Source organism: Mesorhizobium sp. 128a, assembly GCF_053848025.1.
The window spans coordinates 241,487-253,511 of sequence record NZ_JBSPKY010000003.1; the positions used below are offsets into that span (position 1 = coordinate 241,487).

The 12,025-nt window shown below is 65.2% G+C and carries 10 protein-coding genes; 2 read left to right on the top strand and 8 right to left on the bottom strand.

Going from position 1 to position 12,025, the window contains the following annotated elements; translation table 11 throughout:
- Nucleotides 1–146 precede the first annotated feature (146 nt).
- Both ACWTU9_RS07445 and ACWTU9_RS07450 read right to left on the bottom strand, forming a co-directional pair.
- Nucleotides 147–878, bottom strand: a complete 732-nt coding sequence (locus ACWTU9_RS07445) for an SDR family oxidoreductase (RefSeq protein ID WP_455857743.1) — start codon at nt 876–878, stop codon at nt 147–149.
- A gap of 34 nt (nt 879–912) precedes the next feature.
- Nucleotides 913–1,392, bottom strand: a complete 480-nt coding sequence (locus ACWTU9_RS07450; RefSeq protein WP_455857744.1) for a VOC family protein — start codon at nt 1,390–1,392, stop codon at nt 913–915.
- 125 nt (nt 1,393–1,517) lie between these two features.
- Here ACWTU9_RS07450 and ACWTU9_RS07455 point away from each other — a divergent pair, with 125 nt between their 5' ends.
- Nucleotides 1,518–2,399: a transcriptional regulator GcvA gene (locus ACWTU9_RS07455; protein ID WP_455857745.1), complete on the top strand. Its 882-nt coding sequence runs from the start codon at nt 1,518–1,520 to the stop codon at nt 2,397–2,399.
- Between the two features lie 327 nt (nt 2,400–2,726).
- On the opposite strand, the gene ACWTU9_RS07460 is transcribed toward ACWTU9_RS07455, so the two are convergent.
- Complete coding sequence (locus tag ACWTU9_RS07460) at nt 2,727–3,773, bottom strand: DUF4274 domain-containing protein (RefSeq protein WP_455857746.1); 1,047 nt, start codon at nt 3,771–3,773, stop codon at nt 2,727–2,729.
- 246 nt (nt 3,774–4,019) lie between these two features.
- On the bottom strand, nt 4,020–5,810 hold the full coding sequence (locus tag ACWTU9_RS07465; protein WP_455857747.1) for a DUF1963 domain-containing protein: 1,791 nt from the start codon (nt 5,808–5,810) through the stop codon (nt 4,020–4,022).
- 428 nt (nt 5,811–6,238) lie between these two features.
- On the opposite strand from ACWTU9_RS07465, the gene ACWTU9_RS07470 reads away from it, so the two are divergent.
- Nucleotides 6,239–6,679: a hypothetical protein gene (locus ACWTU9_RS07470; protein ID WP_455857748.1), complete on the top strand. Its 441-nt coding sequence runs from the start codon at nt 6,239–6,241 to the stop codon at nt 6,677–6,679.
- Nucleotides 6,680–6,985: 306 nt separating this feature from the next.
- Here the strand turns inward: ACWTU9_RS07470 and ACWTU9_RS07475 are convergent, their stop codons facing one another.
- From ACWTU9_RS07475 to ACWTU9_RS07490, 4 genes are all read right to left on the bottom strand, one after another.
- A complete protein-coding gene (locus ACWTU9_RS07475) occupies nt 6,986–7,966 on the bottom strand; it encodes an ABC transporter permease (protein ID WP_455857749.1) in 981 nt (326 codons plus the stop codon).
- Nucleotides 7,967–8,207: 241 nt separating this feature from the next.
- Entirely contained in the window at nt 8,208–9,179 is a 972-nt protein-coding gene (locus ACWTU9_RS07480; protein WP_455857750.1) for an ABC transporter permease, read from the bottom strand.
- The gene (locus ACWTU9_RS07485; RefSeq protein WP_455857751.1) at nt 9,176–10,720 is read right to left on the bottom strand and encodes a sugar ABC transporter ATP-binding protein; all 1,545 of its coding nucleotides are present in this window, start codon (nt 10,718–10,720) and stop codon (nt 9,176–9,178) included. The genes ACWTU9_RS07480 and ACWTU9_RS07485 overlap by 4 nt, the downstream gene beginning before the upstream one ends.
- A 262-nt stretch (nt 10,721–10,982) precedes the next feature.
- Complete coding sequence (locus tag ACWTU9_RS07490; RefSeq protein ID WP_455857752.1) at nt 10,983–12,017, bottom strand: ABC transporter substrate-binding protein; 1,035 nt, start codon at nt 12,015–12,017, stop codon at nt 10,983–10,985.
- Nucleotides 12,018–12,025: the final 8 nt, after the last annotated feature.

Below are 12,025 nucleotides of genomic sequence, written 5' to 3' on the forward strand. Positions count from 1 at the left end.
TTTGATGGAAAAGGAAAACCAAGCCTTTCGAGTCCGCGACCCCGGCGGTTAGCATTTCCTCTCCCCCACGGATGTGGGGGTAGAGGTGGCTCGGCGGAGCCGAGACGGAGTGGGGGAACGCCCTTTGCGATTGCCCGCCTTCCCCGTCACACCAACCTCTGCCCGCCATCGATATGGACCGTCTCGCCGGTCATGAAGTCGCTTTCCATGAGGAAGAGGTAAGCCGGCGCTACATCGGCCGGCATCGCCACCTTCTTTGCCGGGATGCGCTCGGCCATGGCGGCGAAGTAGCCGGACTTCGCCTCGCCGACCAGCTCGTCCCACATCGGCGTGTCGACCCAGCCGGGCGAGACGATGTTGACGCGGGTGGGCGCCAGTTCCTGCGCCAGGGCGCGGGCGAAATAGCTGAACGAGCCGGCGATTGCCGAGACGACCGAACCGCCGGGCACCGGTGGCCGGTCCTTGTTGATGCCCGAGGTGAAAATCATCGAGCCGCCCTTCTTCAGGCCGCGCACGGCGTGCTTGGCCAGCATAACCGCGCCGATCAGCTTGTTGTCGACAAAGCTGCGGACAAAATCCATGTCGGCGTCGCCGATCGGATAGTTCGGCGGCGGCGTGCCGGCGGTGGACACCAGATGATCGAAGGCGCCGACTTCGTCGAACAGGCGGGCGATCTCCGCTTCCCTGGTCATGTCTGCGGCGATGCTCTTCAGTCTGGCATTCGCGCCAAGCGCCTTCTCAGCCGCCTTCAGCCGGTCGGGCGAGCGGCCGACGATCACCACCTCGGCGCCATTATCGAGCGCGGCTTTCGCCACGCCGAGACCGATGCCGGAACTGCCGCCGACGACAACGATCCTTTGTCCCTTGAGCGGTGCCATTGCTACCTCCTGTTTCGAGAGTGTCAGGTTTGACTTACGAACGGCCGGCGTGCGCGGCTTCGATATCGCCAAGGATGATCTTCCTCATCGAATACATCGCCTGCCGCGCGCGATGCGCCTTGTCGCGATCGGGATCGTTCATCAGCCGGATCGCGGCCTCCGGAATGACCTGCCAGTAGACGCCGAACTTGTCCTGCAGCCAGCCGCAGGGCTTTTCCGAGCCGCCGCCCGCTGTCAGCGCCTGGTAGTAATAGTCGGTCTCGGCCTGGTCCTTGGTCTCGATGTAGAGCGACATCCGCTCGTTGAAGGCCGGCATCCCGCCGGCATTGAGTGCCGTCAGCCGCAGCCCTTCGAGCTCGAAGTCGAAGATCGCGTGCGGGACGGCGGTGCCGCCGACATTGTCGGTGAAGGTCACCGTCTCCAGCGCGCGGCCGTTCCTGAACACCGAGAGATAGAACTCGCGGGCTTGCTCGGCATTGCCGGTGTACCAGAGAAAGGGATGGATGGTGGCCATGTCGCTCTCCTGAAGTGAGGTTTGATCACAAATCGTGTGAGGATTTGTGGCCGGTAAAAGCCAGATGGACAAACCAAAATTTGGCAAGTATTTGTTACCAACGCTCACAAATGTCCGGCACTCACATGCCCCGCAAGCTGCCACCGCTCAACGCATTGCCGGCCTTCGAGGCCGCCGCCCGGCATCTGAATTTCTCCAGGGCGGCCGACGAACTTAACGTCACCCATGGCGCCATCAGCCGGGCGATAAAACATCTCGAGGAGCAGCTCGGCGTGCAGCTGTTCGAGCGCGCGACGCGTTCGGTGTGCCTCACCCCGGTCGGCGAGCCCTACGCGCGGGCGGTACGCGAGATGCTCGACCAGCTGACCGTGGCGACGCAGGTGGCGACATCGCGCCATTCCAACACGAGCCTGAACGTCAGCACCTCGGACGGCTTCGCCGGCAAGTGGCTGGTGCCCAGGCTCTACCGCTTCCACCGCGCGCATGGCGACATCGATGTGCGCGTCTCGACGTCAGGCAAGCTGACTAATTTCCTCGGCGACGGAATCGACATCGCCATCCGCTATGGCGGCGGCCATTATCCCGGGCTGACCTCGGAATTCCTCACCGGCGAGGAGGTGTTTCCGGTCTGCAGCCCAAGGCTGCTCGAAGGCCCGCACCCGCTGCGCAAGCCTGAGGACCTGAAACACCACACGCTGATCCGCGACGGCTACCGCATCGACTGGGCGGCGTGGCTGGCCAGCGCCGGCGTCGAAGGCGTCGACCCCAACAGCGGCCTGACGTTCGATTCCGCCACCTTCGCGGTCGAGTCGGCCGTGCAGGGCGAAGGCGTGGTGCTGGGCCGCACCATGCTGGTCTCAGCCGACCTCGCGACGGGCAGGCTGGTGCGCCCCTTCGACCACGCGCTGAAGGCGGTTTCGAGTTTTTATGTGGTGTACCCGCCGGAGGCGATAAGGCAAAGGAAGGTGAAGGCGTTTCGGGATTGGCTGTTTGCGGAGGTGGGGTAGGGGACGGATAGCGCGGGGTGGGGCGGGCACCGCAGCGACGGCATGTCAGTTGCGACGTCAGCTTTGCGCCTCATGTCGGTCGTTGAGGTGAGCTCTGAAGCCGCCTGAAAGCAGACAATCCGGCGACCAAGCTGGAGGTCGCGGTTGCGCCAGTTCCGGACATGCAAGTTGTCCGTTTTTCCGGCGGGGCATTCGCGTTGCAGCTAGTCCACTGACCCCCCGCTGCCTCGAACGGAAAAACTCTTTGGGCTCAGTCAAACTACTAGGGGCCACTTACGATCGGTCGTCCAAGGCCGAGAGTCGCACCGGGAGACGCGTCGACTCTGATCAGTTGATCCCGAACGCTGGGATGTCTAAGCCTCCGAACCGGTTTTCGTGCGCGATGCGGCGTCCGGCACCGCTTGTCGGAAGGTTGGCCGGAAGGACCGCGGCCAGCTGGCCGAGTGTTGGATTGTACCGGCTGATGATCTCGAGGTTCCGTGACAAGTCGAACTGGATCGCCGAGCGCTGATAAAAGCCGCGTTCCACCCGAGCTTTGATGTCCATCATCATGTCGAATGTCGTCAAATCTGATTGCTTCTCCGCAACGCGAGACCGGTCGCCTTCGAACTGCAGATAAAACTCCGGGCTACTGGCAAAGAAGACGTGCAAGGCCGTCGCCAGATCGCAGTCTTCGCGCCGGGTGATCCAGAGCAGCGGCGCCAGGCCGTAATCCCAATTCCAGTTCAGCGCCGCCACATGGCGTTGATCGGGATCGGCTTGGCGCAGCCAATTTGCATAGCGCACGAATTCGCTTGGCGAGTAGTCGTCCCATGGCTGGCAATGTTTCGCCCAGGTCAGCAGCATGGCGTCGTCGTCGGCGCTTATATATTTCCAGGCGCTGGCGAGTTCGCGTCGCTTTTGTTCGTCCTCCGACCGCTTCTTCCAGAACGCCTGCCGGGCGTCGATGATCCTCGAATGACCGGGTTGGCAGATGGTCAGTTGCTCGAGCGAGTCTTTCCTGAACATCAACATGATTTCAAACCCGTCATCCGTGTTGCCGCTCAGATACCTGACATCGGGATGGGTGATCTCCATCGTGGCAAGTCCGAGTCTGGCGATCTCGCTGTCGGCGTCCGATCGAGCCATCCCGATTGCGAAGCCGTAGAGGCTGATAGAACCCGGAAAGGGGGATCTGAAGTCGATCTTTTCCACGATGTGGTCGCTGGCGATTCCGCTGGGATCGTTGTTCGCGCTTTGCCCGAAGCCGAACTGCACGCCGAACTTTCCGCCACGACTGTGTTCGGACCACTTCTCGCGCGGAAATGTCTCGTCGACTCGAGCTTGGGTCATCAATGGGCGAAGCTCAACAATCTTGCTGATATAGTCATCCATGCCGGCGTAGTTTGCCTTTAACGAGACCCTTGGACAACCGCGCGTATGCTTTTCTGGACACGGGCAATCTCAATCGTCGTCACCTGCCGTCGCGCCCATCGTCCTCAGGCGTCAGCCGATCGAGTTCGGCAAACAACCGGTCTTCCCAAGCGGTTCGCTCCGTCGCCCGCTGAATGCCATCTAACCCCACCCGTTATCGCCGGCTGTCCAGCGGGCCGATCAGCACCCGCGGGAGACGCCCTCGCTTCAGTGGCTCTCGAAGGTGAGCACGGTGTTCTCGAAGCGCCGCGCCGCTAGGTCGGCCGGACGGATCCAGTATTGCGCCGCGCCGGCGTCGCCCATGTGCCATTCGAGCGCATTGTCCCAGCGAAGCTGGAGCAGAAGGATGTGCTCGGGCGCCATCAACTCGGCCGCGTCCTGGATGGCGACGCCGCGGCCCAGCATCTGGTGCTGTGCGTATGAGCCGTTCTTGCTGAAGTCTGGATCGCGCAGCACGCTGTGCCGGTAGCGGAGCGCCTCGACGACAGCGTCGGGCACCTGCGCGATCCCGTCCGGATCGGCCAGCGCGCTTTCGGCGCCTTCGACCGCCGCCCTCGCGATCCAGTCGTTCAGCACCATGGGCAGGCGCTTGTGTATATAGTGGCGCTCGAGCACACCTTCCGGCAGCGCGCCGGCGCGCAATTCCTCGAGTAGCGCAAGGAGGTCGGTCCGCTGATTCTCGTCGAGCGCCTTGCCACGCTGGGCCTCTCCGGTCGTTGCCAGCTGAAAAATCCGCCAGCGGTCCTTTTCGAATTGCGCGTAGCGTTCGAGCAGGGCGGAGAGCCGCGACCCCTCCGGGTCCTCGAACCCCGCCGGCAGGGTGTCGAGCCGAGCCTTGATCCCGATGGTCTCCTCCTTGAGGTATGACTTCAGGTAACCCAGCAAGACCTCCGCCGTCCGGCGGTTGGTCGGAAAACCCCCGAACGGGATCCAGAGCCGGTCCGTGGGCTTGTCGTGAGCGGAGAGCGCGTTGTTCCAGGAGACCGGCGCGCCGTGAAACGCGACGAGCTGCTGGCGGCGGCGCTGCTTGGCGACCTCCCATGGGAAGCCGTCGCCGGCATCCGAATCGCTTTCCTCCACCTCGGCGACGTCCTCCAACCAGCCGAGCTCGATCTCGATGCGCGGATAGAAGCGTGGATAGACCTTCTCCGGCTTGTCGTGCCAGGTCAGCCAGGGATATCGGTAGCGGGCGTTCTCGGCGCCGTCGATCGGCTCCAGAAATCCGGGATTGTGCTGAGGACCCCAGTCCTTGCGGGCCTTGCCTTCGACGTAGCGGACGACGAAGTGGCTCGCATTGTCGTCGAAATTGCCCGACATCGGCGCGAAGAAAAAAAGATAGCCGTGCGCAGGGAGCAGCGAGCGTGCCGGCCCGTCGGGGAGCGCGCCGAGGTCGACTTGGCCCATGAAGGTGAGCGGCTCGAGCAGCCCCTTGCGGTTGTGGATCATCGGCCAGTCCAGATCGTCGGGCGCCAGCGGCACGCCGCCGAAAAAGCTCATCGAGCGCTGCGGCTGGCGCGGCGGGAAGACGTGGCGGATAGCAAGGCAGGCGCGCGCGGCCAGCGCGATCGCCGCGCGGTCGGCATCGCTGGTGGGCGGTGCCTTGCGCTCGACATGCGCGCGGATCTTCGCCTTGTGGGCATCGTCGGAGCGTTTGGCCTGCGCCCGGGACTCCGCCGCCATCTTTGCGGCGACGTCCCCGCCGGCAGCGTTGGTGCGCGGGCGAGCGAGGTCCGCGGCAGGGCGAGCCTGCCCGGCCGCGCGGGCATTCTCGCGGGAATCCGCCGCCTCGCGTTTCGCTCGAGCTTTACGCAGGCTGCGGCGAGCCTGAAGAAACGCCAGGCCTAACCCTACTATCGGGATGAGAAGCAGGAGCGTTCGGCGCAGTAGAAGCGGCTCGATCATCGCACCGTTCCATGTCTCGACGCCGGCCAGCAGCATTATCATCGCGAATGCCGCGACTAACAACGTGGCGACGAAGGTAAGGATGGCATCGAGCATTTGTGTCCCCGCCACGAGCTGTCGCGTCGAAAGTGACCCCGCACCGAAGATCGTATGGCTGCGACGGCAAGTCCAGCCTGTCGCACTCGACGGGATTCGTCGCCGCCCACCGGGGGTGGTCATGTTACGACCATGCCTCCGCCCAACCTGATGTCTGCTCTTGAAGATTAGGAGACCGAAGCTGTCGGACTGTTGTCGGCCCCCGTTCAGCCGTCAACCCGTCCATCCTCCCACTACCGTCGTCTACACCCTTCCCTCCGCTGGCGTCGCCGGCATTCCTGTATGCCCACATAAGCGCTTGTTTCGTGGCGATCTCCCGCGCTAACCCCGCCAACCCTGGAACCAAATCCCAGCCTAAACTGTTCCAGTTGAATTCGACGCCGACGAGCCCTGCCTGTTGGGTGAGCGGCGCTCTTGAGGAGCTTATCATGACCATCTCGTCCAGCCTTCGTTCGCTCGCAATCGCGGCCATCGCCACTGTTGCCGTCGGCGCTGCCAGTGCCGCGCATGCCGACAGCGGCACGATCCGCTTTGCCGTCTACAAGGCGGCCTTCTTCGTCGGCGGCTCCGGCGGCGAGGGCACGCTGACCTTCCATGGCCGCTCCTATCCCATCTCGATCGGCGGCGTTTCGGGCGGCTTCGCCTTCGGCGTTTCCAAGACCTATTTCCGCGGCACCGTGCGCCATATCCGCAGGGTCCGCGATGCGACCGGAGTTTACGGCGCGGCTGGCGGTGGCGGCGCGCTCGGCAAGGGCGCACAGGTGATCGTCATGACCAACGACAAGGGCGCCCAGCTCGAGCTTACGGGTCGGCAGGTGGGATTGCAGGTGAATGCGGATCTCAGCGGGATGGCGATTTCGTTGAAGTAGGGGCGCGGGCGCGCTCTGGGTGGGCGAGTTCGCCTGGCAATCGCTTAGGGCGGTCCCCCACTCCGTCTCGGCTTCGCCGAGCCACCTCTACCCCCACTTTCGTGGGGAGAGGAAACGCCAATTTTCGGGGGTTGCGGCCTTCAAGGCTGGATTTTCTCTTCCTCAGAAAGCTTGGCATTTCCTCTCCCCCACTATGTGGGGGTAGAGGTGGCTCGGCGAAGCCGAGACGGAGTGGGGGCCGGCGCCGCCATAGGCGATTGTCCTGCGGCTGGGATGGGTAGCTTGGCTCTAAGCGGGATCGGCCGCCTACCGCTCCTCCACAATCCGCAAATACGCCGCCGTCACGAACAGCACGATCAGCCCGAACAGGATCCGCCGCGCGCCCTCCGGCATCTGCAGGATCGTCAGCAGCGTCGTCAGCACGGTCAGGATGAGCGCGCCGATGATTGTGCCGGTGTAGCCGCCGCGGCCGCCGAAGATGGAGGTGCCGCCGATCACGGCGGCGGCGACCGAGGGCAGCACCAGAGGTTCGGCGAGCGACAGCGACGGGGCCTTGATCAGGCCGATATAGAGCAGGCCGGTGATGCCGGCGAGCACGCTGGAGGTGACGTATAGCGCGGTGATGACCTGCCAGTATTGCACGCCGGACAGACGCGTTGCGCGCTCATTGTCGCCGACGGCGTAGAGCAGGCGGCCGAAGCCGGTGCGGGCCAGAGTGAAGACGATGAGGGCTGCCAGCGGCACGAACAGCAAGAGCGCGTTGGGGAAGCCCCAGGTGACGCCGGTGCCGAGCCAGGCGAGGAAGTCTGGGATCTTGGCGCCCGAGGCGATCACCGTGCGCTGGTAGACCTGCAGGCAGCCGGTGCCGATCAGGCTGGTGCCCAGCGTCATGATCAGCGGGTGGACGCGGAAGACGCCGACGCCGATGCCGTTGACAAGGCCGATCAGCACCGCCGGCATCATTGCCAGCAGGAAAGCCACCGCCGGGTCCTGGTTGACGACTTGCGTCGCCATGATGAAGGCGCCCATCGTCGCCACCGTGCCGACCGAAAGGTCGATGCCGCCGGTCAGCATGGTCATGGTCTGGCAGCCCGCCAGGATCGCCAAGGGAATGGCGAATTTGATGGTGTTGGCGATCCAGCGCTCGTTGACGATGCCGGGGCGCAGGATCTGCAGGATCACCACCAGGATGACCAGCAGGATGATCAGCGGAATGAGCGGCCGGTCGGCCATGAAGCGTTTTATGCGGCGGCCGAGGGGCGGGGGCGTGATCGCGGTGGTGCTCATGGCATGACTCTTCGCGATGGAGTGGGGTTTGGCGAGGACAGCGCTCTACGGCGCCCCCCTCTGTCCTGCCGGACATCTCCCCCACAAGGGGGGAGATTAGCGGTTTTGGCGCTCCGCTCGTTTCTGCCATGGTGGAGATTGGGGAAGGTCGTCGCGCAATCTGATCTCCCTCCTTGTGGGGGAGATGTCCGGCAGGACAGAGGGGGGCGCGAAAGAACGCCGACATTCCGTCTCGTGAGCATCACTGCCGCCCCCGCATCGTGATAAACGCGCCGAACATCACCACCGCCACCATGATCAATCCTTCGATGATGGCGGTGACGTTGGGGTCGATGGCGAGCAGGGTGAGATCCGTGCGGACCAGCCGCAGCACGAAGACGGCGACGATGGGGCCGATGAGGCCGCCCTTGCCGCCGCCGAGCGCCACGCCGCCCAGCACCACGGCGGCGACGCTGGCGAGCAGATAGGGGCCGGGGATGGGGGCGCCGATGCCGGTGCTCATGGTCAGCGCCAGGCCGCCAAAGGCGGCGAACAGGCCAGACAGCGCATAGGCGATGATGCGGGTTCGCTTGACCGGCACGCCTGAGCGGAACGCCGCCAGCTCGCTCGAGCCGATGGCGTAGATGGAGAGGCCGAGGCGTAAGCGCCTGAGCGGTATCCAGATGACGCAGAGGCAGACGATCAGCACCAGCAGCGCCTTGGGCAGCCAGGCGTCGATGGCGTCGGGCAGGCCGGGTATAGGCACGGTGCCGGAGATCAGCGCCTTCAGCCACTCGGCGGCGGCGCCGCCCGGCGCGCCGAGCACCAGAAGGGCCGCGCCCTGCAGCACGAACAGCATGGCGAGCGTGACGACAATGTCGGGCACGCGGGTGACGACGATGAGCAGGCCGTTGAGCGCGCCGAGCACGAAACCCATGGCGAGCACGAAGGGCACGACGAACAGCGCGTATTCCTCGCTCGCGCCATTCATCATCGACGCTGCGGTGACGCTGGTCAGCGCCATCATGGCGGCGACCGAAAGGTCGATGCCGCCGGCGATGACCACCACCGTCTGGGCGGCGACTGCGAAGGCGTAGGGCAGGACGGCGCGGGCGAGCGAGCCGAAATCGCCGCTGCCATAGGCCGGCTGGATGATCCTGGTGGCGATGAACAGCACGACCAGAAGCGCGAACAGGCCGACGACCCAGCCCTGGCGGCGCAGGAAACGGTTCATGGCGTCGCCCCCGAGGCGCCGGCGGAAGTGGGATCGGCCAGAATGCCGATATCGGCCTTGGCGCCGCGCGGCAGGCCGTAGGCGGCGCGCATCAGCGCCGGCTCGTCGGCCTCCTCGACCGGAAAAATGTCGACCAGGTGGCCGCCGAAGATGACGATGACGCGGTCGCAGACGCGCTGTACCTCTTCCAGCTCGGAGGTGTAGAACAGCACTGACTTGCCGTTGCCGGCGAGCTCGCGCAGCAGCTTGTAGATCTCCTGCTTGGTGCCGACATCGATGCCGCGCGTCGGGTCGAAGCACAGGACGGTGCGGGCGTCCGCCGCGATCCAGCGGGCGATGGTCACCTTCTGCTGGTTGCCGCCGGACAGGCGCTGCACCTCGCCTTGCGCGCGGGTGTCGATCTGCAGCCGCTCGATGGCGCTGAGCACGGTGGCGCGCTCGCGGCGCATGTTGATCGGGCCCCAGTTGCGGAGCGCTGCGCTGAAGGGCAGCGCGATGTTCTCGCGCACCGAGCGCTGCATGGCGAGCGCTTCGGACCGGTCGCCCGGCACATAGGCAATGCCCGAACGGATGGCATCGATCGGGTGCGCGAATTTCACTGGTTGGCCGTCGACTTCGATCGTACCTCCGGAGGGCCGGATCGAGCCGGCAAGGGCTGCGAACAACTCGTCCTGGCCCTGGCCTTCGAGCGCGACGACGCCGGCGACCTCGCCATCGGCGAGATCGAAGGAGACGTCGCTGAGCTTGGTGCCGACGCGCAGATTGTGCACCGAAATGCGCGGCCGGGCAGGGGCGGGTGCTGCCTTCTCGGCGGCGCTGCGGGCGGCGACATGGGTCTTGACGATGCGGGTGCCGAGCATCAGCTCGACGATCTTTTCCTCCACGCCCGGCACGATGTCGACGACGCCGACAGTCTCGCCGTCACGCAGCACGGTGGCGCGATCGCACAGCGCCGAGATTTCGACGAAGCGGTGCGAGATGAAGATCACGGCGCGGCCCGAGTCGCCCTGGCGGCGCACCACTTCCAGCACTTTCTCGGCGAGGTTGGCGGGCAGTGCCGCCGTCATCTCGTCGAGCAGCAGGACGTCGGGCTCGACCGCCAGCGCGCGCGCCAGGTCGAGCACGCGCAGCACGGCGAGCGGAATGTCGCGCGCGGTGTCGCGCAGGTCGAGGTCGGTGATGCCCAACTCGCGCACCCAGGCGCGGAACGGCTCGACCGGCGTGCCGGTCAGCCTGAGATTGGACAGCACGTCGAGATCGGGGATCAGCGACGGCTCCTGGTAGACCGGCAAAAGCCCGGCGCGGCGCGCGGCAGCGGGCGAGCGTATGTCGCGTGCCTCGCCGCGGATCAGGATGTGCCCGGAATTGGCAGGAATGGCGCCGGTCAGGATCTTCACCAGCGTCGACTTTCCGGCGCCGTTGGCGCCCATCAGGGCATGCACTTCACCCGGGAGCACGGAGAGCGACGCGTTGCGCAGCGCTGCGACCGCGCCGTAGTTCTTGGCGACGCCTGACGCGTCGAGGAGGGGGCTGGTGGTCAAATTGCTGTCCGCATCAGAAACGTCTCTCTTGCTGGCGCTCTACGGCGCCCCCCTCTGTCCTGCCGGACATCTCCCCCACGAGTGGGGAGATTGGCTGTCATCTCGGCTTTCGCTAATTTTCTACATCGCAAGACGAGGGCCGGCGCCGAAACTGCCAATCTCCCCCCTTGTGGGGGAGATGTCCGGCAGGACAGAGGGGGGCGCCGTAGAGCGTAACGAGGACGGCAGTTCGCCGTCCTCGCAAGTTCATTCAAGCCCAGCCTTACTCCCCCGGCCCCTTGCACGCGATGATCTGCTCCTTGGTGTAGGTCGTCCACTCAGGGATCGAGATCGAGACCGGCCATTCCGGGCTGAGCGACGGGTCGGCGGCGGCTTTCAGCTTGGCCTTGCCTTCGTCGGTGGCGTTGTCCCACAGCTGCGGGTCGACCAGCACGGTCTGCTGCGCCGGCTTCTTGCCGTCGAGGATCTGCAGCGCCAGCGTGACGCCCGCACCGCCGATCGAGCCGGGGTTGGTGACGGCGGCGCCGACGAGGCCCTTGACCGAGCTGAGCTGGCCGACGAAGCCGGCATTGTCGGCGCCGACCACCGGCACCAGCGGCGCCTGCGATTCGACCAGCGCGTCGACGATGACGTTGTCGATGCCGGAGGTCCAGATGCCGTTGATCGGCGTGCCCGTGGCCAGGAACGACAGCATCTGCTGCTTGGCCTGGTCCTGCTGCCAGCCGGTGAAGACCTCCTGCGCGACCTTCACGTCGGGGTTTTCGGCCAGCGCCTTCTTGAAGCCTTTGTCGCGGTCGCTATCGGCCGAGGCACCGGCGGCGCCGCGCATGTAGAACACCTCGCCCTTGCCGCCCATCTGCTGGAACAGCCACTTGGCGCCGAGATAGGCATACTGTTCCTGGTTGTTGGAGATGATGTAGGCCGACGGCTCGGTGACCGCCTGGTCGACGGCGACGACGACGATGCCGGCCTTGGTGGCTTCTTCGAGGCCCGCCTTGATGCCGGCCGGATCGGCCGGGTTGACGACGATGGCGTCGACCTTGGCGCTGATCAAATTGCGGATGTCTTCGAGCTGGCCGGCGGCGTCGGTGTTGCGGTGGGCGATGTTGAGCTTGGCGACTTCACCGGAAGCCAGCGCCTGCGCCTTCATCGCGCAGACCATCTCCTCGCGCCAGCCATTGCCTTGCACGGTGTTGGAAATGCCGATCGTGTATTTGCCTTCGGCCGACGAGACGCCCACCGATGCGAGCAAGGCAGCGCCCGCAAGCAGCGGGACCATGGTCAGTATTTTCTTCATGTCAGTAC

Bases quoted from the DNA above. Each gene is read 5' to 3' on its own strand.
- ACWTU9_RS07470 (WP_455857748.1), top strand. From the start codon at position 6,239: ATGACCATCTCGTCCAGCCTTCGTTCGCTCGCAATCGCGGCCATCGCC.
- ACWTU9_RS07475 (WP_455857749.1), bottom strand. From the start codon at position 7,966: ATGAGCACCACCGCGATCACGCCCCCGCCCCTCGGCCGCCGCATAAAA.
- ACWTU9_RS07455 (WP_455857745.1), top strand. From the start codon at position 1,518: ATGCCCCGCAAGCTGCCACCGCTCAACGCATTGCCGGCCTTCGAGGCC.
- ACWTU9_RS07465 (WP_455857747.1), bottom strand. From the start codon at position 5,810: ATGCTCGATGCCATCCTTACCTTCGTCGCCACGTTGTTAGTCGCGGCA.
- ACWTU9_RS07445 (WP_455857743.1), bottom strand. From the start codon at position 878: ATGGCACCGCTCAAGGGACAAAGGATCGTTGTCGTCGGCGGCAGTTCC.
- ACWTU9_RS07480 (WP_455857750.1), bottom strand. From the start codon at position 9,179: ATGAACCGTTTCCTGCGCCGCCAGGGCTGGGTCGTCGGCCTGTTCGCG.
- ACWTU9_RS07460 (WP_455857746.1), bottom strand. From the start codon at position 3,773: ATGGATGACTATATCAGCAAGATTGTTGAGCTTCGCCCATTGATGACC.
- ACWTU9_RS07450 (WP_455857744.1), bottom strand. From the start codon at position 1,392: ATGGCCACCATCCATCCCTTTCTCTGGTACACCGGCAATGCCGAGCAA.
- ACWTU9_RS07490 (WP_455857752.1), bottom strand. From the start codon at position 12,017: ATGAAGAAAATACTGACCATGGTCCCGCTGCTTGCGGGCGCTGCCTTG.